Genomic DNA, 20536 nt, shown 5'->3' with positions numbered 1-20536 from the left:
GCCTGCCGTGCATGAGCGCAGTACCCAACATTCCGCAGATCCGCCGCTACCAGGACTGGCTGCGCGCCGAGCGCGGGCTGGCCTTCGCCGACTACCAGGCCCTGTGGGAGTGGTCGGTGCGCGACCTGCCGGCCTTCTGGCAAAGCGTCTGGGATTACCTCGGCCTGCAGTCGCCAACGCCGCATCGCTCGGTCGTCGCGGGAAAGATGCCCGATGCGCGCTGGTTCGAAGGCGCCCAGGTGAACTACGCGCGCCAGGTGTTCCGCCACGTCGAGGCGGCGGACGCGGCCGGCCTGCCGGCGCTGATCAGCCGCGACGAGAAAGGGCGGCAGCGCGAACTCACGTGGCCCGAACTGCGGCGCCAGGCGGCCTCGCTGGCGCTGCACCTGAAGGCGCGCGGCCTGCAGCCCGGCGACCGCGTCGCGGCCTACCTGCCCAACATTCCCGAGGCGATGGTTGCCTTCCTGGCGGTCAGCAGCCTGGGCGGCGTCTGGAGCATCTGCGCGCCCGACATGGGCACCAACGCCGTGCTCGATCGCTTCCGCCAGATCGAGCCGGCGGTCCTGATCGCCTGCGATGGCGTGAGCTACGGCGGGCGCGACTTCGATCGCGGCGAAGTGGTCGCGCAGTTGCAGGCCGCCTTGCCTTCGGTGCGCCAGGTGATGGTGGTGCGCAACCTCGGTGGCACCAGCGGCGCCGCGCTGCCGCCGCACGAGGACTACGCGCAGGCGGTCTCGCGCAGCGGGCCGGACGTCGACGCCTTCGAGCCGCTGTGGCTGCCTTTCGAGCATCCGCTCTGGATCGTCTATTCGAGCGGCACCACCGGCCTGCCGAAGCCGATCGTCCACGGGCAGGGCGGCGCCATGCTGGTGATGATGGCGCTGGCGCACCTGCACAACGACGTCGGCTGCAGCTACGACCCCAACAACTTCGGCGAGCGCTTCCACTGGTACAGCTCCACGGGCTGGGTGATGTGGAACGCGCAGATGGCCGGGCTGCTGCTGGGCACCACCTGCTGCATCTACGACGGCAACCCGGGCGGCAGCAAGGAGCGGCCGGACTGGACGGTGCTGTGGCGCTTCGCCGCGGAACTGGGCGTCACCTTCTTCGGCGCCGGCGCCGCCTTCTTCGCCAATTGCATGAAGGCGGGCGTGGACCTCACGCAGCTGCCCGGCCTGCGCACGGTGCGCGCACTGGGCACGACCGGATCGCCGCTGTCCGAGGAAGCGCAGCGCTGGGGGACGCAGCAGTTCGCGGCGCTCGGCGTGCCGGACATCTGGTGGTGCAACATCTCCGGCGGCACCGACTTCGCCGGCGCCTTCATCGGCGGCAACCGCGAACTGCCGCAGGTGCCGGGCGAGATGCAGTGCCGCCTGCTCGGCTGCGCCGTGGAGGCGTGGAACGAACAGGGCGAACCAGTCATCGACGCGGTCGGCGAACTGGTCTGCACGCAGCCCATGCCGTCGATGCCGCTCTACTTCTGGAACGACGAAGGCAAGAAGCGCTATCTCTCCAGCTATTTCGACACCTATCCCGGCGTCTGGCGCCACGGCGACTGGCTGAAGATCACCCCGCGCGGCAGCTGCATCATCTACGGCCGCAGCGACGCCACCATCAACCGCCACGGGTTGCGCATGGGCACCAGCGAGTTGTACAGCGCGGTCGAAGCGCTGCCCGAGGTGACCGATTCGCTGGTCGTGGACCTGGAATACCTGGGGCGCGAGAGCTACATGCCGCTCTTCGTCGTGCTGCGGCCGGGTGTCGCACTCGACGCGGCGATGAAGGCGAAGATCGCGGGTGCCGTGCGCACCGCGCTCAGCCCGCGCTTCGTGCCCGACGAGATCGTGCAGGTGGAGGAAGTTCCGCGCACGCTGTCCGGCAAGAAGCAGGAGCTGCCGGTCAAGAAGCTGCTGCTCGGGCAGCCGCTGGAGAAGGTGGTCAACCGCGACGCGATGGCCAATCCGGGCTGCATGGACTGGTACGTCGCGTTTGCGCGCGCACGCGCTTCATAGCGTCCCGTGCGCCTCGTCCTCGAGGCGCTCCAGGAAGGCCCGCACCCGCGCCGGCACCATCTTCCGGCCCGGCAGCAAGGCATGGATCTTCAGCGGCTCGCACTTCCATTGCGGCAAGAGCGCCACGAGTTTGCCTTCGGCAACGGCCTGCGCGCAGAAGGTCGAAGTGATGCGTGCGACGCCCAGTCCTGCGATCGCGGCCTGCAGCCGCACGCCTGCGTTGCCGCTGCGCAGGCGCGGGTTGCGCATCTCAAGCGACGCCGCAGCACCGGACGCATCGGTGAACGTCCAGGACGCTTCGTCCGCACCCGCCAGCAGCGGCAGCGCTTCCAGCTCTTCGGGCGTTGCCGCAGCCCCATGGCGTGCCAGTAGCGCCGGCGCCGCGAACACGCCGCGCTGCAGCGCATACACGCTGCGCGTGACGACGGTCGCCGGCGCGAAACTGTGCTCCAGCGCGGTGAACACCAGGTCGTAGTTGCGCTCGAACAGCGCGACGCGCGCATGTTCCACGTCGATGTGGACCTTCAGCAGCGGATGGTCCTGCATCACGCGGCAGGCCACCGCGGCGAGATGGTGGGCGCCGAACTCGTAGGGCGCCGCCACGCGCAGCGTGCCTTGCACGGCGGCGCCTTGCGCCAGCGCCTCCTGCGCGCTCTCGCGCAGCTGCGCGAAGGGCCGCGAGATGTCGCGGTAGAGCGTCTCGCCGGCGTCGGTCAGGCGCAGCTGCCGCGTGGTGCGCTCCAGCAGCCGCGTGCCCAGCTCGCCTTCCAGCCGCGCGACCGATGCGCTCAGGCTCGACTTCGGGCGGTCGAGCGCGCGCGCCGCAGCCGTGAAGCCGCCGTGGTCCACCACCTGGCAGAAAGCGTCGAAGTCGTCCCAGTTCATTGTTCAGGATTCGGAACACAGCGGCCACGGCGCGCCATTGCCCGCCCGCGCGGGGCTCCGTACGATTGTCCCATCCACCGGAGCCTCCTCATGTTCCTGAAGAATTGCTGGTACGTGGCCGCCTGGGACCACGAATTGATCGACGGCAGGATGCTGCCGCGCACCATCCTCGAAGAGGAGGTGCTCCTCTACAAGTCGGAGAGCGGCAAGGTCGTCGCGCTGCGCGACCGCTGCTGCCACCGCGGCGTGCCGCTGCACCTGGGCCGCCGCGAGGGCGACTGCGTGCGCTGCATGTACCACGGGCTCAAGTTCGACCCCACGGGCAAGTGCGTGCAGATCCCGGGCCAGGACGTGATCCCGGCCAAGCTGGGCGTGAAGAGCTACCCGGTGGTCGAGAAGGACCACCTGGTCTGGATCTGGATGGGTGACCCGCAGAAGGCCGACCCCGCGCAGATCATCGACTTCCCCTACCTGCGTGACCCGCAGTGGAAGGGCGTGCCCGACTACATGCACTACGAGGCCAACTGGCTGCTGATCGTCGACAACTTGAGCGACTTCGCGCACCTGGCCTTCGTGCACACCAAGACGCTGGGCGGCTCGGAGGAGTACGCGTACGTCACCAAGCCGGTCAACGTGGAGCGGCTGCCGCGCGGCTTCCGCGTCGAGCGCTGGCATATGGACGCGGCGCCGCCGCCGTTCCACCGCAAGGTGCTGCCCGCCGCGGAGAAGGACAGGCACGTCGACCGCCGCAACATCGGCCACATGCACATCCCCGGCATCTTCTTCCTGGAATCGATGTTCTCGCCGGCCGGCAGCGGCTCCGAGAAGGGCAACCGCGAAGGCAGCCGCGAGTACCGCAACTGCCAGTTCATGACGCCGGAGACGCGCCGCACCACGCACTTCTTCTGGACCTACCTGAACAACTACGAAGGCGAGGACCACAACATCTCGCGCTCGCTGCACCAGAGCCTGATCGAAGGCTTCATGGAGGACAAGCACCTGATCGAAGCGCAGCAGAAGGTGCTGGACGCCGACCCGCAGTTCGAGATGGTGGCGGTGGTCGCCGACGCGGCGCTATCCCACTTCCGCCGCGTGTTCTCGCAGCTGGTGGCGCAGGAGCAGGCCGAAGCGGCGACGCAGGCGGTGGACGTCAGGATCCCGGTGCGGCCGCCGCACCAGGCCGGGATGCCGGCCTGAGGCTCTTGCGGTTCACCAGCACGATGCCCACGGCCACGCCCGCCAGCGCCAGCACGAGTTGCAGCGTCAACGCTTCGTGCAGCACCAGCACGCCGAACAGCAGCGCGAACATGGGCGTGAGGAAGGTGAAGGACGACAGCTGCGTGGCCGCGTAGTGCCGCAGCATCCACATCCAGGCGAGGTAGCTGGCGAAGGCGCCGATGGCGGTCTGCAGGGCCAGGGAGCTCCAGGCCTGGCCGGAATAATCCAGTGACCACGCTTCGCCGAGCAGCAGGGAGAGCAGCGGCGCGACCACCGCCGTGACGGCCACCTGGTAGAACAGCGTCTTCTCCGCGCTGGCGGTGGCGAGCGCCGAGCCGCGGATCACCAGGGTCGTCGAGCCCCAGAAGACGCCTGCCGCCAACGCGAGCGCGTCACCGCGCAATTGCTTGGGCGTGCTGTGGCCGGCAAAGCCCTCGCTGAAGGCAAAGGCGACGGCGACGAAGGCGATCACCAGGCCGGTCCATTGCACGGGCCGCAGCTTCTCCGCCGGCACGAAGCGCGGCAGCAACAGCGCCACGACGAAGGGCGAGGTGTAGAGGAAGACCGTCAGCCGCGAGGCCGCGGTGTCGCGCAGCCCCAGGTAGATGCAGGCGAACTCGGTGGCGAACAGCGCACCCGCGAGCAGTCCGGCGCGCAACGTGCCGTCGCGCGCGAACAGGGGCACCTTGCGCCACGCGCACCACAGCCACAGCAGCGCCGTGGCGCCGGCAAAGCGGATCGAGGCTTGCCACAGCGGCGGCACTTCGGCCACGGTGGCCTTGATCAGGATCTGCTGGAAGCCCCAGAACAGGCAGCAGGCGAGGAGCAGGGAGACGGCGAGGGTGTCGAGGTGGGCTTTTCTTTCCTGCATCCAGCCATCGTAGCGAGTTAAGAGGCGATACCCGCCAGCTTCGCCAGCAGCTTCTTCAACGCCGCCTGCTCCGACACCTCCAGCGTGCGCAGCATCTGCGCTTCGTGCGTGCGTGCTTTCTCCAGCAAGGGGCGCACCAGCTTGCGGCCGGCCGCGCCCACGGTCACCAGGGTGCGCCGCTGGTCCATGGGATCGGCCAGCAGGTCCAGCCAGTCCTGGTCGGCCATCCGCTGCACGAGCTTGGTCACCGTCGGTTGCTTGGACAGCACCTCCTGCGCCAGCTGGCTCACCGTCAGCGGCGGGCTGTCGTGCAGCGTCGCCAGCACGCGCCACTCGATCATGCTCAGCCCCGCGGCACGCACCTGGCTGTCGAAGTCCTTGTACAGCGCGTGGTTCGCCTGGCCCAGCAGGTAGCCGAGATAGCCGTCGACGAACCGCGCGCTCACAGCGGCAGCTCCGTGAAATAGCGGCCGCCGTGGAACAGCAGCGGCGTCGCGCCGGCGCGGTGCGCGCAGCGCTCGACTTCGCCGACGAAGATGACGTGGTCGCCTTCCTCGTAGCGGCTGCGGTTGAAGCATTCGAAGGTCGCGGCCGCGCCGTGCAGCAGCGGCGCGCCGCCGGCGCCCATGTCCCAGCCGACGCCGTTCCAGCGGTCCGCACCCTTGAGCGCGAAACGCTCGGCCAGCGGCTTCTGGTCGGCCGCCAGGATGTTGATCGCGTAGTGCGAGCCGGCGCTGAAGATGGCCATCGAGGCCGCCGCGCGCGCCAGGCTCCACAGCACCAGGGGCGGCGCCAGCGACACCGAGTTGAAGGAGTTGGCGGTCAGGCCGACCAGCTGGCCCTCGGCCGAACGGGCGGTCACGATGGTCACGCCGGTGCCGAACATGCCGAGCGCGGCGCGGAACTCCTGGCTCGAGAAGCTGGGCGGGGACGCGCGAAGCGGCGGGTTCATGGGAAGCCGGATTGCATGAAATTTCATGTATTATGAATCAACCCCGGAGCTCGAACGGAATGCTGCAGGAAACCCTGGAACCCGCGTGGCTGGACGCGTTCGAGGCCGTGCTTGGCCGCTGCGGCGTGCAGCGCGGCGATACCGTCGCCATCCTGAGCGAAAGCCAGAGCCGGCCGGTGCTGCCGCAACTGGCGCGGCTGGCCGCGGCCCGGCTCGGCGCCGAGGCCTTCAGCCTCGTCCTGCCCAGCGCATTCAGTCCCGATCTGCCGGTGGCCCGCTCCACCGGCGCCTCGCCCGTGCTGCGCGGGATCGCGCCCGTGGTCGCCGCCCTCGCGGGGAGCACACTGGTGGTGGACTGCACCGTCGAAGGCCTCATGCATGCGCCGGAACTGCCCGCCATCCTGAAGGGCGGCGCGCGCGTCCTCTACGTGAGCAACGAACATCCCGAAGCGCTGGTGCGCCTGCTGCCGGACGACAAGCTGGAGCCGCTGGTAAAGGACCACGTGAAGCGGCTGCGCGGCGCGCGTGAGATGCGCGTGACTTCACCCGCGGGCAGCGACCTCACCGTGTCGCTCCAGAACGCCGTCAGCGGCGGCAATTGGGGCTACACCACCCGCCCCGGAACGGTGACGCACTGGCCCGGTGGCCTGGCCTTGGCCTTTCCGGCCGCGGGCAGCGTCAACGGCACCCTGGTGCTGGCCGAGGGCGACGTCAACCTCACCTTCAAGCGCTACCTGGAGCGGCCCGTCACCTTGCGCGTGGAGAACGACTATGTCACCCGCATCGAAGGCGCGGGCGTCGACGCGGACCTGATGCGCAGCTACATCGCCGCCTGGGGCGACCGCGAAGCCTATGCGGTCAGCCACGTCGGCTACGGCCTCAACGCGCGGGCGCGCTGGGACAGCATGGCCTTGTACGACAAGCGCGACTTCAACGGCACCGAGCTGCGCGCCTTTGCCGGCAACTTCCTGTACAGCACAGGCGCCAACGAAGTCGCCGGCCGCCACACGCCGGGACACTTCGACCTGCCCTTGCGCCATTGCACCGTGCAGCTCGATGGCGCGACGGTCGTCGACCAGGGCAAGGTCGTCGCATGAGCATCGTTCCCGCGTTCACGACGCTGGGCGGCGGCCCCACCGTGCTGATGCTGCACGGCATCGGCGGCGGCCACCTGGCCTTCGCGCCGCAGGTCGAGACGCTGGCCAATGCCGGCTACCGCGCCGTCGCCTGGGACATGCCCGGCTACGGCCACAGCGCGCCGATCGAGCCCTACACCTTCAAGGGCCTGGCACAGAGCTGCATCGCGCTGATCGAAGCCCTGCAATGCGAGGACGTGATCCTGCTGGGCCACAGCATGGGCGGCATGGTGGCGCAGGAAGTCGTCGCGCGGCGCCCGGACCTGGTCAAGCGCCTGGTGCTGTGCGGCACCTCGCCGTCCTTCGGCAAGCCCGATGGCGACTGGCAGCGCGCCTTCATCGCCGAACGGACCGCACCGCTCGATGCGGGGCAGACGATGGCGCAGCTGGCCGAGACGCTGGTGCCGCGCATGATCGGCAGCGGCTCCCTGCCCGAAGGCGTGCGCCTGGCCACGCACTGCATGGGCATGGTGCCGCCGGCTACGTATCGACGCGCGCTCGAATGCCTGGTCACCTTCGATCGCCGTGCCAACCTGGCGAACATCACCGTGCCCACCTTGCTGATCGCCGGCGAGCAGGACCGCAACGCGCCGCCTGCCGTGATGAAGAAGATGGCCGAGGCGATCCCGTACGGCACCTTCCTCGAGATGAAGGGCATCGGCCACCTGCAGAACCTGGAAGCGCCGGACGACTTCGACGGCCTGCTGCTCAATTTCCTGGCGCTGCCGGCGCCGCTGCTGCATTGAGCCATGCGCATGCGTGCGTTGCTGCTGGTTGGCTTCCTGGTCGGCGCCTGCGCGCACGCCGAACCTGACGCGGCCCAGCTCGGCCAAGCGCGCGGCTACCCGCTGGGCGGCGCCACCACCTGGGCGCAGGTTCCTTATCGCGTGGGCTCGTTCTCCGCGCTCGACCAGGTGCCTGGCATCGTCGTGCGCCGCGTCGATGCCTCCACCGCGCCCCAGCCGCTGCCGCGCATGGCGGACGCACCGGCCATTCGCTACCGCTTCCGCAACCTCGACTACACGCTCGACGACTACCTCGAGCGGCAGCGCGCCACCGGCTTGCTGATCCTGAAGGACGGGCAGGTGGTGGCGGAACGCTATCGCTACGGCCGCCAGCCGGACGCGCGCTTCCTCTCTTTCTCGATGGCGAAGAGCGTCACTTCGCTGCTGGTCGGCGTCGCGCAGGCGCAGGGCGCCATCGCGTCGCTGGACGACCCGGCGCAGAAGTACGCGAAGGAACTGCAAGGCACGCCGTATGGCGAGACGCCGATCCGCCACCTGCTGCGCATGTCCTCGGGGCTGACCTTCACCGAGCGCTACGACGGCAACGACGACATCGCCCGCATGACGCTGGCCTTCGCCACCGAGCCCCAGGGCACCTTGCCGGTCTTGCGCGGCGTGCAGGAGAGGCACGACCCCGCCGGCGCCGTGTTCCGCTATGCCAGCGCCGAAACCGACGTGCTGGGCCGGGTGCTGGTGGGTGCCACCGGGCGCAGCATCGCCGCGCTCACCCACGACTGGCTGTGGGAGCCCATGGGCGCGGAGCGCGACGCATTCTGGCGCGTCGGCCGCGACGGCCAGGAAGGCGCGCACGGCTTCTTCAACGCCACGCTGCGCGACTGGGCCCGATTGGGCCTGCTGCTGGCGCGAGACGGGCGCGTCGGCGAGCGCCAGGTCGTGCCGCGCGAATACCTGCTGGAAGCCACCGATGTGGCCAAGCAGCCTTCAGCGTTTCGTCCCGGTGCCACACGCAACGTCGGCTACGGCTACCAGTTCTGGCTGCTGAACTACCGCGAACGCACTTTCGCCATGCAAGGCATCTACGGCCAGGGCCTGTTCGTGCAGCCCGCGAGCGGCATCGTGATGGTGCTGACGTCGGCCTGGCAGCAACCCAGCGCCCAGCAGGATCCCTTGCCCAGCCAGGAACGCGCGGCGCTCTGGCGCGGCGTGCTGCGCTCGCTCGGCGGCGCAATCGATTGAGAGGAAACATCAGATGGATGCCATGCCCGACCTGGGCTTCACGCCGGCCATCGGCGACCACGCGCTGAGCGCGAAGCAGCGCTCGCTGCTGGCGCTGGCCCACCGGCTCGGACGCGACAAGTTCGCGCCGCGCGCAGCGCAATGGGACCGGGAAGCGAGCTTCCCCTTCGCCAACTACGACGACCTGCGCGAGGCCGGCCTGCTGGCGCTGTGCGTGCCGGAGAGCCATGGCGGCCTGGGCGCCGACTACGCCACCTACATGATGGTGGGCGCCGAGATCGGGCGCTTTTGCGGCGCCACTGCGCTCACCTACAACATGCACATCTGTTCGACGATGTGGACCGGCGTGCTGGCCGACGGCATCCCCATGACCGAGCAGCAGCGCAGCGAGCATGCGCGCCGGCGCGAGCTGCACTTCCGCCGCGTGGTGCGCGACGGCGCCGTTTACGCGCAACCCTTCTCCGAAGGTAGCGCCGCCGCGGCGGGCCGTGCGCCCTTCGGCACCACGGCGCGCAAGGTCGAGGGCGGCTGGCTCGTCAACGGCCGCAAGATCTTCGCTTCGCTCTCGGGCGCCGCCGACTACTACGGCGTGCTCTGCACCGAGGACAAGGGCGACCAGCATCCCGACGCGCGCGACACGCTGTACCTCGCGGTGCCGGCCAGCAGCGAAGGCTTTGCCATCAGCGGCGAATGGGACCCGCTCGGCATGCGCGGCACGGTGAGCCGCAACCTCACGTTCAAGGACGTGTTCGTCAGCGACGACGAGCAGCTCATGCCGCGCGGGGTCTACTTCAAGGGCGCGCAGACCTGGCCGGCGATGTTCTTCACGCTGGCGCCGACCTACCTCGGCATTGCCAACGCGGCCTACGACTTCACGGTGCAGTACCTGCGCGGCGAGGTGCCGGGCGAGCCGCCGGTCAAGCGCCGCATGTACCCGACCAAGCAGATCGCGGTGGCGCAGATGCGCATCCAGCTGGAGCAGATGCGCAGCATCTTCCTGCGGGCGATCCTGGAGGCGCGGCCCGATCCTACGAAGGACGAGAAGATGCGCCTGTACGCTGCCCACTACACGGTGATGGAAGGCGCCAACGACATCGCCCGGCTGGCCATCCGCACCTGCGGCGGCCAGAGCATGATGAAGCACCTGCCGCTGGAGCGGCTGTACCGCGACAGCCGCTGCGGCGCGCTGATGCTGCCCTGGACGGCGGAGCTGGTGCTCGATCGCATGGGCCGCGAGACCTTGTACGAAGCGGGAGAGAAGGACGCGTGAAGAACAAGCTGCTGTGCGCGCTGGCCTTGCTGGGCCTGGGGCTGGGAGCCTCGGCGGAGCCCATGGTCGCGCCGACGGCCTGCGACCGCTTCGTCCACAAGCTGCCCAACATGGGCAAACCGCTGTGCCAGCAAGCCGAACTGGTCGACAGTGGCGCGCGCTCGGTGCAAGGCACGCCGCTCTACATGCGTGACGTCGGCGAGGACAACGCCAGGCTGCGCGTGCTGGTGATCGGCGCGATCCACGGCGACGAACTGTCTTCCGCTTCGGTGGCCATGCACTGGATCCGCCTCGCGGCCGACGAGAAGCTCGACCTGCCGCAGACCGTGCACTGGCGCTTTGTGCCCGTGCTGAACCCCGACGGCCTGCTGGCGCAGCCGCCCAAGCGCACCAATGCGCGCGGCGTCGACCTCAACCGCAACTTCCCCACGCCCAACTGGGAGCGCGACTCGGCCATCTACTGGCAGAAGCGCACCGGCAAGGACCCGCGCCGCTGGCCCGGACCCAAGCCGATCTCCGAGCCGGAGTCGCGCTTCCTGCACGACCAGATGCAGAGCTACAAGCCGCACCTGATCGTGTCGATCCACGCCCCGTACGGCGTGCTCGATTTCGACGGTCCTTCGGTGCCGCCTTCGCGCCTGGGCCGGCTCTACCTGGACCAGGTCGGCATCTTCCCGGGCTCGCTCGGCAACTACGGCGGCGTGCACAAGGGCGTGCCGGTCGTCACCATCGAGCTGCCCAACTCCATGCGCACGCCGCTCGATTCCGAAATGCGGCAGATGTGGATCGACCTCCAGCGCTGGATGTCGGCGCGTCTCTCGAGCGAAGGCGCCGTGGCGCGCTGATTGCCTGCAAGCGGCCGGGAAATCGGCGAGACTGCGCGCCATGACCACCATCGCGCAACGTTTCGGCAGCGGCCAGTCCGTCCAGCGGATCGAGGACGAAGGGCTGCTCAAGGGCACCGGCCAGTACACCGATGATCTCGCTCCCGCGGGCCAGCTACGGCTGGTGTTCGTGCGCTCGCCGTATCCGCATGCGCGCGTCGTCGCCATCGACACGGCCAATGCGGCGTCCATGCCGGGCGTGCACAAGGTGGTGACGGGCGCCGAGCTGGCGGCGGCCGGCGTCAAGCCGATTCCCGGCCTGCCGGCGCTGCCCGACGGCTCGAAGCCGAGGACCCCGCCCCGCCGCGTGCTGGCGCACGAGCGCGTCCGCTACGTGGGCGAGCCGGTGGCCTTCGTCGTGGCCGACACCCTGCAGCAGGCGCGCGATGCCGCCGAGGCAGTTTGGGTCGAGTACGAGGAACTGCCGCAGGTCACCGGCGTGGACGCGGCCAGCGCGGAGGGCGCACCGCTGGTGCACGAGGAAGCCACCGGCAACATCGCCGCGCAGCTGCGCCATGGCGATGCGAAGGCGACCGATGCGGCTTTCGCGCAGGCCGCGCACGTGGTGAAGCTGGACATCACCAACCAGCGCGTAGCCGCGGTTTCCATCGAGCCGCGCTCGGTGCTGGCCTGGACCGCCGACGATGGCCGCCTCACGCTGCGCATGAGCAGCCAGATGCCTTCGGGCGTGCGCAACTCGCTGGCCAACGACATCCTGGGCCTGCCGCCTGCGCAAGTGCGGGTGACGGTGGGCGACGTCGGCGGCGGCTTCGGCATGAAGACCGGCATCTATCCGGAAGACGCCGCGGTCGCCTGGGCGGCCTGGACGCTGAAGGCGCCGGTGAAATGGATCGCCGATCGGAGCGAGGAATTCCTCTCGTCCTTCCATGGCCGCGACCAGCGCGCGCAGGCCGAGCTGGCGCTGGCGCAGGACGGCAAGATCCTCGGCCTGCGGCTGCGCTCGCGCGCCAACGTCGGCGCCTATGCCACCGCCACCGGCATGCTGATCCCCTTATTGATCGGGCCGTGGGTGCAGACCAGCGTGTACCACGTGCCGGTGGTGGACTACCACTTCCAGGCGGTGCTTTCCAACGAAGCTTCGACGGGTGCGTACCGCGGCGCCGGCCGGCCGGAAGCCATCTTCATCATGGAGCGGCTGATGGACGAAGCGGCGCGCCAGACCGGCATCGATCGCGTCGAACTGCGCCGCCGCAACTTCATCCAGCCGGCGCAGATGCCCTACAAGAACCCGATGGGGCAGGTCTACGACGTGGGCGAGTTCGAGAAGATCATGGACCAGGGGCTGGCGCTGGCCGACTGGAGCGGCTTCGCGCAGCGCGCCGCGCAAAGCAAGGCAGCGGGCAAGCTGCGCGGGCTGGGCATCGCCACCTTCCTCGAGTGGACCGGCGGCAACGTGCTGGAAGAGCGCGTCACCGTCGACGTCAAGGCCGACGGCGTGATCGAGGTGTTCTCCGCGGTCAACCAGATGGGGCAGGGCATCGCGACGACGCTGGCGCAGCTGGTGGTCGACGTGTTCGGCGTGCCGCTGGAGCAGGTGCGGGTGGTCCTGGGCGATACGGATCGTGGCGACGGCTTCGGCAGCGCGGGCTCGCGTTCATTGTTCACCGGCGGCTCCTCGCTGCACCTGGGCGCGGAGAAGACGCTGGACTCCGCGCGCCAGCTGGCCGGCCAAGCGCTGGAAGCGTCGCCTGCCGATCTCGACTACGCGGCCGGGCGCTTCTCGGTGAAAGGCACCGACGTCGGCATCTCGCTGTTCGAGGTGGCGGCGCGCCAGCCGGAGCGGCGCATCTTCACCGACCACACGAGCACGGTGGCGGGGCCCAGCTGGCCGAACGGCTGCCACATCAGCGAGGTCGAGCTCGATCCGGCGACGGGCGAGGTGCAGGTGGTGAAGTATTCGAGCGTGAACGACATCGGCCGCGTGGTGAACCCGATGATCGTGCGCGGCCAGCTCGATGGCGGCGCGGTGCAGGGCATCGGCCAGGCGCTGTGCGAGGCGATGGTCTACGACCCGCAAAGCGGCCAGCTGCTCACGGGCAGCCTGATGGATTACGCCGCGCCGCGCGCGGACATCGTGGCCTGCGAGTTCTTGACCGAGATGAACGAGACGGTGCCCTGCAAGAACAATCCGCTCGGCGTGAAGGGCGTGGGCGAGCTCGGCACCATCGGTGCGGCGCCGAGCGTGGTCAACGCGGTGGCCGATGCGCTGGCGCGGGCGGGCAAGCCGCACATCGCGCCGACCTTGCAGATGCCGTTGACGGCGCCGAAGGTGTGGGAGTGGTTGAACGCGGCGTGAAGCCGGAGGCCAGGCGCCTCAGGTGTTCAGCGACAGCTCCGATTCTTCGAAGCCGCGCTCGTTCTTCTCGTAGCCGTAGAAGTTGAACGCCATCCGCGGCAGGCGGCCGCTGATCAGCTCCGCCATCGCCTTGCCCGAACCGGCGCCGTGGGTCCAGCCCAGCGTGCCGTGGCCGGCGTTGACCCACAGGCCTTGCACCTTGGTGCGGCCGATGTACGGGATGTTGGTCGGCGTCGCGGGGCGCAGGCCGGTCCAGAAGTTCGGCTGGCCGCCTTCTTCCGGCATGCGGGTGTCGCACACGCCCGGCAGCACCTTCTCGATGCGCTCGGCCAGCATGCGGCAGCGCGCTTGCGCCAGCGTGGTGTCCAGCGTCGCGTCGTAGCCCGACAGCTCGATGGTGCCGGCCACGCGCAGCTCGTCGCCCAGGCGGCTCATCGCCACCTTCACTTCGTCGTCGATGGTGCTCACGAAAGGCGCGGCGGCCGCGTCCTTCAGCTTGAAGGTCGCGCTGTAGCCCTTGCCCGGGTAGATCGGCAGCGACACGCCCACCTGGCGCAGCAGCGGCGCGGTGTAGGAGCCGCAGGCCACGACGACCTGGTCGGCGGCCAGGCGCTGCATGGCGCCCGATTCGCGGTCGCGGATGCGCACGGCCTCGATCGCGCCGCCGGCGGTTTCCAGCTGGGCGATGTCGTGGCCGTACAGGAACACCACGCCGCGCGCCTTGCACAGCTCTGCCAGCTTCTGCGTGAAGACGCGGGCGTCACCGCTCTCGTCGCTGGCGGTGTAAGTGCCGCCAACGATGCGGTCGAAGTTGCGGAAGGCCGGTTCGATCGCGAACAGCTCGTCGCGGCTGACGACCTTGCGGTCCACGCCGTACTTGCGCATCAGCGCGGCGGCGTCGCCGGCGTCGTCGAAGGCCTTCTGGTCGGTGTAGAAGTGCGCGATGCCCTTTTCCAGGCGGTTGTATTCGATGCCGGTGGCGGCGACGACGTCCTTCAGCGCGGCGTGGCTGTAGTTGCCCAGCGCCACCAGCTGCTGCACGTTGCGCTCGAAGGCGCTGTCGTTGCACTGGGCCAGGAACTGCAGGCCCCAGCGCCATTGCTGCCAGTCCAGCTGCGGGCGGAACAGCAGCGGGGCGTCGTTGCGGAACATCCACTTCAGCAGCTTGGCGGGCGCGTGCTTGTTGGCCCACGGCTCGCAGTAACTCACCGAGATCTGCGCGGCATTGGCAAAACTGGTCTCGAGCGCGGCGCCCGGCTGGCGGTCGACAACGATGACTTCATGGCCGCGTTCGGCGAGGTGCCACGCGGTGCTGATGCCGATGATGCCGGCGCCGAGTACCAAGGTTTTCATGCTTCCCAGTTTGGTCCGGATCGCCGATTTTCAAAAGCCGAATTAAACTGTCTCGGGCTCCATCAGCAATGCTTATATGAGTACCTATGACCAGGCCGCGTTGGAATGCCTCGCCGCCATCGTGGAAGAAGGCGGTTTCGAGCGCGCGGCGCAGCGCCTCAACATCACGCAATCGGCGGTATCGCAGAGGTTGCGCGCCCTGGAAGCGCAGGTGGGCACCGTGCTCATCGTGCGCAGCCGTCCCTTGCGGCCGACCTCGGCCGGCAACCTGCTGCTGAAGCACACCAAGCAGGTCCGGCTGCTGCGCGCCGACCTGGAGCGCGACCTGCGCGAGCTGGCGCCCAGCTCCACCGGCGGCGCGCGCGAAGAGGAACGCATCTCCATTGCCGTCAACGCCGACAGCCTCGCAACCTGGACATTGCCCGCGTTGAACGACCTGGCGAGGCAAGGCCTCCCGCTGGAGATCATCACCGACGACCAGGACTTCACCGACGAGTGGCTGCGCGAAGGGCAAGTGCTGGGCTGCATCACCACGCTGAAGCAGGCCTTGCGCGGCTGCAAGGTCGTGCCGCTGGGCGCGATGGAATACATCGCCATCGCGCAGCCCGGTTACGCGAAGGAGCATTTCCCCGAAGGGCTCACCGCGCACAACTTCCGCGACGCGCCCTTCATCGCCTTCAACCGCAAGGACGACATGCAGTCCGAGTTCGTCGGCAAGGCCTTCGGCCTGCGGCGCGTCGCGCTGAACCAGATCTTCGTGCCCAGCTCGGAAGGCCAGGTGCGCGCGGTCCTGGCGGGTTGGGGCGTGAGCGTGGTGCCGGAACTGCTGGTGCGCGGCTTGATCGCGCAGGGGGAGCTGGTGAACCTGGCGCCGCAGGCGGCGCTACCGATCCAGCTGTATTGGCACTGCTGGAACCTGCAGTCGGAAGTCTTGGACCAGCTGAGCGCGGCGCTCACGGCCGCGGCGTCGCAGGCGCTGGCCTGAAGAAGCTCAGCGCGGGACGGCGGCGCCCTGCGGCGCCTTGAAGTCCGTGCCGTCGGGGCCGGCGAATGCGAACAGCAGGGCGACAGCCACGGCGGCGACCCAGACCAGCGTTTGGATCCACAGCGGTTTCATGGCAGGCGCTCCCGGCATCAGGTGATGAACGCTCCCAGTGTCGGTGAGGTGCGCTGCGCGCGCACATCGGAATCGTAAAGTAGCCGCCGCATTTGTTTGCGGCGGTAAGGATGGCGCAACGCGCCCGTGCGCAATTAACGGATCAGGAGCACCGGCACGCCGCATTGCGCGAGCACCTGCGTGGTGACGGATCCCATCACCAGCCGCGCGAGCGAGCCATGGCCGTGGCTGCCCATGATGATCATGTCGTAGCGGCCTTCCTTGGCGAAGGCGGCGATGGTGTCGCCCACGTTGCCCACCTTCCACTGGCTTTGCGCCTGGATGCCCTGCGCGGCCAGCGTGGCGATCGCCGGCTCCAGCACCTTCCTCGCTTCGTCCGCGTAGTAGTCATTCACCACGTTCGCACCCAGCGCCGAGCGCGCGTGCGGCGGCAAGGGTGCCTGCGCGTTGAACAGCATGAAGGTGTGGCTGGGGTCGAACAGCGGGCGGTTGGTGCACACGTAGTCGAGCATCTTGCGGGTGTACTCGCTGCCGTCGACGGCTAGCAGGATCTTCATGGAGCCTCCTTGGTGGTTGCCGCCGCAGGCTAGCACGCCGCGGTGCGCACCGGCACTTCCACCACGCAGTCCTCGCGGAAATCGGCCTGCTCGCCCTTGGCCGCGTAGCCCAGGGTGTTGGCGACCACGCGGCAGCCTTCGGCCAGGTAATCGTGCTGGCAATGCAGGTGGCCGTGGACCCACAGCTGCGTCTGGGCCAGCAGCGGATCGAGCGAATTGCAGAAGCCGGCGGTGCCGGGCGTGAGGCCGTAGCGCGGGTCGGCGCTGCGCAGGCTGGGCGCGAAATGCGTGATGACTACCGTGCTGCCATCGAACGGCCGCGCCAGTGCGTCCTTCAGCCAGGCCTGGCAGGCGAGCGCCTGTTCGCGCCAGGCTTCGGCCAGCATGGGCTGGCCATGCCGGTGCGCCGCCGCTTTCACCAGGTAGTAGTTGGCGGCGCGGAAAGCCTTGTTGCGCGCCTTGAGCAATTGGCCGAGCGTCGGCTCGGGCTGGCCGGGCGCGAGCGCGAGCGCATCGAAGTCCGACCACAGGGTGGTGCCGAGGAAGCGCACGCCTTGCATGACCAGCTCTTCGCGCTCCAGCCAGGTGATGCCCAGGCGCTCGCAGGTGGCACGCAGCCGCGCGTGGGTGGCGTCGAAGTCGAGGTTGTCGTATTCGTGGTTGCCCGGCACGTAGAGCACCGGCACCGGCCAGCCGTGGCGCGGCGCCACGCGCGCCAAGCCGAACTCCTCATCGTCCAGGCGCGAGCCGCGCTGGTAGGAGCCGATGTCCCCCGCCAGCACCAGCAAGTCGGCGCCGGGCGCGGGGCGGGGTCGGTAATTCGGGTGCGACTCCAGGTGGAGGTCGGACATCAGCTGGAATTTCACCCGCCTATTGTGCGGGTGGCCCCGGGTGCGTCAGAGCCGGACGCCGGCGCCTTTCACCGTGGGCGCCAGTTGCGCGACCTGCTCCTTCACGAAGCCGGCAAAGGCCGGCTGGCTGACCGGGGACGCGCTGATGCCCAGGTCGACCAGCTTCTTCTTGAAGTCGGCCGAAGCCAGGATCTCGTTGGTGGCGGCGTTCAGGCGCGCGACGACGTCCGCCGGCATCTTCGGCGGCCCCGACAGCCCGAAGAAGTTGTCGAGCACCAGCTTGCGATGGCCCGATTCGACGACGCTGGGCACGTCGGGCACCAGCGGCGAGCGGTTGGCCGAGGTCACGGCCAGCGGCACGATCTGCCCCGACTTGAAGTAAGGCACGAAGGCCGTCACCACGTCGATGCCCACGGGTACCACGCCGGCGATCAGGTCGGTCGTCATCGGCGCGCCGCCGCGGTAGGGCACGTGCACCATGTTCACGCCCAGGTTGGTCTTCATCAGCTCGCCGTAGATGTGACCGATGGACGCGGGCCCGCCGGAGCCGAAGTCGAGCCGGCCGTTCTTCTTCGCGAAGGCTTCCAGTTCGGGAATGGTCCGGAACGGCGCCTTCGGGTTGGCCATCACCACGCAGGGCGCCGAACCGATGAGGGCGATGTGGGTGAAGCCTTCCACCGGGTCGTAAGGCTGCTTTTCCAGCGCGAAGGGCCCGATCGAGATCGGCGTGGAGTTCGACAGCATCAGCGTGTAGCCGTCGGCCGCCGCGGTGTGCACGACCAGCCCGCCGACGCTGCCGCCTGCGCCCGGCCGGTTGTCGATCACCACCGCCTGCCCCAGCTTCTGCGCCAGCTGCTCGCCCAGCTGGCGCGCCACGATGTCGCTGGCGCCGCCGGCCGGGAAGGTGACGACGATCTTGATCGGCCGGTCCGGCCAGGCGGCAAAGGCGGGCAGGGACGCGGCAGCGGCGCCGGCGCTCATGGCCTGCAGGAAGCGGCGGCGGGTGGAATGGTGGCGGCTGGCCATGGGAGTTCCTCGCGAAGATGTGCCCCCAGCGTACGCAAGGGCCATGCCCGCGGCAAGCCCGCCGCGCGGCTAGTGGTCGAAGGCCTTCCGGGCGGCGGCGGCCAGCGCGAGGCGCAGCCAGGCATGGTCGCTGCGCTGGCCCTGGCGGCGGTGCCAGAGCGCGTCGACGTGCACCGGCGGCACCTCGAAGGGCAGCTCGCGCAGCGCCAGCTGCTCGGACCGCGCGGTGGCGCCGACGAAGTGCCGCGGCAGCACGGTGAGCAGATCCGAGTTGGCGACCACCCGGCCGGCGGTGAAGAACTGGTTGACCGTCAGCACCACGCGCCGCTTCTTGCCCAGGGACGCCAGCGCTTCGTCCATGAAGCCGAAGGGCCGGCCGGAAAAGCTCACCAGCAGGTGGCGCGCCGAGAGGTAGCGCTTGAGCGTCATGGGGCCTTTGGCCAGCGGGTGGTCGACGCGCATCACGCAGACATATTCGCCGTCGTACAGGCGCTGGTGGTCGAAGGCGGCCATGCCCGCGCCTTCGCCCTGCGCGGACAGGGCCGCCAGCACCGCCGGGAAGAAGCCGACCGCGACGTCGATCTGGCCCTCGTCGAGCAGCCGGCGCGGGTCGCGCGTGGTCAGGGGCACGGTGCGCATCGACACGCCGGGCGCGTCGGCTTCCAGGATCTCGACGAGGCCCGGCATCAGGGCGGCTGCCGTGGCGTCGGCCATCGCCAGGTTGAAGGTGGTGGTGGCCTCGGAGGCGATGAACTGGCCCGGCGTGATCGAGGCTTCCAGCTGGCGCAGCGCGTCGGCGATCGAGGGCCACAGCGCCAGAGCGCGCGGCGTGGGCTCGACGCCATAGCCGCTGCGGGCCACCAGCCGGTCGCCCAGCGCCTCCCGCAGCCGGTTCAAGGCATTGCTCACGGCCGGCTGGGTCATCGACAGGTTGCGGGCGGCGCGGGTCAGGTTGCGTTCGGCCATGACCTGGTCGAACACCCGCAGCAGGTTCAGGTCCAGGGTCCGGAAGTTGGTCGTCATACGTTTAGTGAATGATAGGCATCACTAATCAAAAGTGGCCAAATATCAGGGTAACCCCTATATTTCACTCCACGCACCCGGCAATACCGCCACAAGCGTTGAGAAGGGGTAAGAAAAATGGCACGTTTCGTCAACAGCGAACTCAGCATTCAACACCCGGGCATCACCCGCGTTTCCCGCGGCGTCGAAGCCCTGGGGAATTTCAGCACCACGCACGCCGTCCTGGCCACGCTGGCCTTCATCGGCGCGCCGCTGCGCCGCGCCGCCGCCAAGGTTGGCGCCGTGCTCGAGAAGCAGGCCGACGCCCGCCGCGCCCGCCGTGAAGACGAGCGCCTGTGGAACGTCGCGCTGACCGACGCCCGCGTGATGGCTGACCTCAGCCGCGCGATGAGCCGTGACGCCGCCCGCGACGTCCGCGGTTACTACTGAGCACCGACATGGGCACCCTCGCTCCCAGCTCCCTGGTAGCGGGACTGCTCCAGCTGCTGCCCGGTCCGCTGCTGCGCAGCCTGGACCGCTGGTCGCACCGCCGCGCGGTGTCCCGCCAGCTGCAGCGGCAGGAAGCCTGGCTGGCGCGCAAGGCGCCGGCGACCCCGCCCGCCGTCCCGCTGCTTTCGCAGTACAAGCTCAAGCCCTGGCGCGACTGAGATCGCACCGCAGCAAGGCCACCTCCGGGTGGCCTTTTGCTTTGGCGGGGACAATGCGCGCATGGCCGAAGTCACCATCTTCCACAACCCCGCCTGCGGCACCAGCCGCAACACGCTGGCCTTGATCCGCGCGGCCGGCATCGAGCCGCACGTCGTCGAGTACCTGAAGACGCCGCCGTCGAAAGAAGCGATGCGCAAGATCGTCGCCGAGTCGGGCCAGCCGCTGCGCTCCTTCCTGCGCGAGAAGGAAGCGGTCTACGGCGAGCTGGGCCTCGCCGACACGAAGTGGACGGACGACCAGCTGCTCGACTTCATGCAGCAGCATCCGATCCTGATGAACCGCCCGATCGTGCGCACCGCGCGCGGCACGAAGCTGTGCCGGCCGGCCGAGGAAGTGCTGCCGCTGCTGAAATGAAAAGGCCCGCGGTGGCGGGC

Annotated in this window: 21 protein-coding genes and 1 pseudogene; 12 read left to right on the top strand and 10 right to left on the bottom strand. The window is 69.2% G+C overall.

Going from position 1 to position 20536, the window contains the following annotated elements; all coding sequences use genetic code 11:
• Positions 1 to 11 precede the first annotated feature (11 nt).
• On the top strand, positions 12 to 2012 hold the full coding sequence (locus LZ009_RS17250) for an acetoacetate--CoA ligase (RefSeq protein ID WP_275699201.1): 2001 nt from the start codon (positions 12 to 14) through the stop codon (positions 2010 to 2012).
• Here LZ009_RS17250 and LZ009_RS17245 read toward each other — a convergent pair.
• Positions 2007 to 2897 carry a LysR substrate-binding domain-containing protein gene (locus tag LZ009_RS17245; protein WP_275699200.1) on the bottom strand — a complete coding sequence of 297 codons (891 nt, stop codon included), beginning with the start codon at positions 2895 to 2897 and terminating at the stop codon, positions 2007 to 2009. The two genes, LZ009_RS17250 and LZ009_RS17245, sit on opposite strands and share 6 nt — an antisense overlap.
• Positions 2898 to 2987: 90 nt before the next feature.
• Here LZ009_RS17245 and LZ009_RS17240 point away from each other — a divergent pair, with 90 nt between their 5' ends.
• Entirely contained in the window at positions 2988 to 4094 is a 1107-nt protein-coding gene (locus LZ009_RS17240; RefSeq protein WP_275699199.1) for an aromatic ring-hydroxylating dioxygenase subunit alpha, read from the top strand.
• Here the strand turns inward: LZ009_RS17240 and LZ009_RS17235 are convergent.
• From LZ009_RS17235 to LZ009_RS17225, 3 genes are read right to left on the bottom strand one after another with little or no spacing between them, the layout of a single operon-like run.
• Positions 4048 to 4986: a DMT family transporter gene (locus tag LZ009_RS17235; protein ID WP_275699198.1), complete on the bottom strand. Its 939-nt coding sequence runs from the start codon at positions 4984 to 4986 to the stop codon at positions 4048 to 4050. The two genes, LZ009_RS17240 and LZ009_RS17235, sit on opposite strands and share 47 nt — an antisense overlap.
• A 17-nt stretch (positions 4987 to 5003) precedes the next feature.
• Positions 5004 to 5432, bottom strand: a complete 429-nt coding sequence (locus tag LZ009_RS17230) for a MarR family winged helix-turn-helix transcriptional regulator (RefSeq protein ID WP_275699197.1) — start codon at positions 5430 to 5432, stop codon at positions 5004 to 5006.
• A complete protein-coding gene (locus LZ009_RS17225; RefSeq protein ID WP_275699196.1) occupies positions 5429 to 5938 on the bottom strand; it encodes a flavin reductase family protein in 510 nt (169 codons plus the stop codon). Before LZ009_RS17225 ends, LZ009_RS17230 begins: the two co-directional genes overlap by 4 nt.
• A gap of 59 nt (positions 5939 to 5997) precedes the next feature.
• On the opposite strand from LZ009_RS17225, the gene LZ009_RS17220 reads away from it, so the two are divergent.
• The 6 genes from LZ009_RS17220 to LZ009_RS17195 are packed head-to-tail and all read left to right on the top strand — an operon-like array spanning position 5998 to position 13527.
• Positions 5998 to 7035 (top strand): 2,5-dihydroxypyridine 5,6-dioxygenase NicX family protein, encoded by a 1038-nt coding sequence (locus LZ009_RS17220; protein WP_275699195.1) that lies wholly within the window; start codon positions 5998 to 6000, stop codon positions 7033 to 7035.
• Positions 7032 to 7820: an alpha/beta fold hydrolase gene (locus LZ009_RS17215; RefSeq protein WP_275699194.1), complete on the top strand. Its 789-nt coding sequence runs from the start codon at positions 7032 to 7034 to the stop codon at positions 7818 to 7820. Before LZ009_RS17220 ends, LZ009_RS17215 begins: the two co-directional genes overlap by 4 nt.
• Positions 7821 to 7829: 9 nt before the next feature.
• A complete protein-coding gene (locus tag LZ009_RS17210) occupies positions 7830 to 9056 on the top strand; it encodes a serine hydrolase domain-containing protein (protein ID WP_275699193.1) in 1227 nt (408 codons plus the stop codon).
• Positions 9057 to 9069: 13 nt separating this feature from the next.
• A complete protein-coding gene (locus LZ009_RS17205; protein WP_430300387.1) occupies positions 9070 to 10326 on the top strand; it encodes an acyl-CoA dehydrogenase family protein in 1257 nt (418 codons plus the stop codon).
• A complete protein-coding gene (locus LZ009_RS17200; RefSeq protein ID WP_275699192.1) occupies positions 10323 to 11171 on the top strand; it encodes a M14 family murein peptide amidase A in 849 nt (282 codons plus the stop codon). The genes LZ009_RS17205 and LZ009_RS17200 overlap by 4 nt, the downstream gene beginning before the upstream one ends.
• 40 nt (positions 11172 to 11211) lie before the next feature.
• Complete coding sequence (locus LZ009_RS17195; protein WP_275699191.1) at positions 11212 to 13527, top strand: xanthine dehydrogenase family protein molybdopterin-binding subunit; 2316 nt, start codon at positions 11212 to 11214, stop codon at positions 13525 to 13527.
• Positions 13528 to 13545: 18 nt separating this feature from the next.
• On the opposite strand, the gene LZ009_RS17190 is transcribed toward LZ009_RS17195, so the two are convergent.
• The gene (locus LZ009_RS17190) at positions 13546 to 14880 is read right to left on the bottom strand and encodes a D-amino acid dehydrogenase (RefSeq protein ID WP_275699190.1); all 1335 of its coding nucleotides are present in this window, start codon (positions 14878 to 14880) and stop codon (positions 13546 to 13548) included.
• Between the two features lie 76 nt (positions 14881 to 14956).
• Here LZ009_RS17190 and LZ009_RS17185 point away from each other — a divergent pair, with 76 nt between their 5' ends.
• Complete coding sequence (locus LZ009_RS17185) at positions 14957 to 15865, top strand: LysR family transcriptional regulator ArgP (RefSeq protein ID WP_275699189.1); 909 nt, start codon at positions 14957 to 14959, stop codon at positions 15863 to 15865.
• A 6-nt stretch (positions 15866 to 15871) separates the two neighbouring features.
• On the opposite strand, the gene LZ009_RS17180 is transcribed toward LZ009_RS17185, so the two are convergent.
• The 5 genes from LZ009_RS17180 to LZ009_RS17160 form a co-directional block, all read right to left on the bottom strand.
• Positions 15872 to 15997, bottom strand: coding sequence for a hypothetical protein (locus LZ009_RS17180; RefSeq protein WP_275699188.1), 126 nt, complete (start codon positions 15995 to 15997; stop codon positions 15872 to 15874).
• A 134-nt stretch (positions 15998 to 16131) separates the two neighbouring features.
• Entirely contained in the window at positions 16132 to 16554 is a 423-nt protein-coding gene (locus LZ009_RS17175; protein ID WP_275699187.1) for a universal stress protein, read from the bottom strand.
• A 29-nt stretch (positions 16555 to 16583) separates the two neighbouring features.
• Positions 16584 to 17420: a metallophosphoesterase gene (locus LZ009_RS17170; RefSeq protein WP_275699186.1), complete on the bottom strand. Its 837-nt coding sequence runs from the start codon at positions 17418 to 17420 to the stop codon at positions 16584 to 16586.
• Between the two features lie 30 nt (positions 17421 to 17450).
• Positions 17451 to 18431 carry a Bug family tripartite tricarboxylate transporter substrate binding protein gene (locus LZ009_RS17165; RefSeq protein ID WP_275699185.1) on the bottom strand — a complete coding sequence of 327 codons (981 nt, stop codon included), beginning with the start codon at positions 18429 to 18431 and terminating at the stop codon, positions 17451 to 17453.
• Between the two features lie 69 nt (positions 18432 to 18500).
• Complete coding sequence (locus tag LZ009_RS17160; RefSeq protein ID WP_275699184.1) at positions 18501 to 19454, bottom strand: LysR family transcriptional regulator; 954 nt, start codon at positions 19452 to 19454, stop codon at positions 18501 to 18503.
• A 117-nt stretch (positions 19455 to 19571) separates the two neighbouring features.
• On the opposite strand from LZ009_RS17160, the gene LZ009_RS17155 reads away from it, so the two are divergent.
• The 3 genes and pseudogenes from LZ009_RS17155 to arsC form a co-directional block, all read left to right on the top strand.
• A complete protein-coding gene (locus tag LZ009_RS17155; protein WP_275699183.1) occupies positions 19572 to 19883 on the top strand; it encodes a hypothetical protein in 312 nt (103 codons plus the stop codon).
• Positions 19884 to 19891: 8 nt separating this feature from the next.
• Positions 19892 to 20101: a hypothetical protein gene (locus tag LZ009_RS17150; RefSeq protein ID WP_275699182.1), complete on the top strand. Its 210-nt coding sequence runs from the start codon at positions 19892 to 19894 to the stop codon at positions 20099 to 20101.
• A gap of 61 nt (positions 20102 to 20162) precedes the next feature.
• A pseudogene (gene arsC / locus LZ009_RS17145) lies at positions 20163 to 20510 on the top strand (arsenate reductase (glutaredoxin)); the annotation flags it as partial.
• Positions 20511 to 20536: the final 26 nt, after the last annotated feature.

Origin of the sequence: Ramlibacter paludis, assembly GCF_022012305.1 — a bacterium.
Lineage (GTDB): Bacteria > Pseudomonadota > Gammaproteobacteria > Burkholderiales > Burkholderiaceae_C > Ramlibacter > Ramlibacter paludis.
The sequence above is the reverse complement of the archived record's forward strand: the minus strand, read 5'-3'. Positions and strand labels throughout refer to the sequence as shown.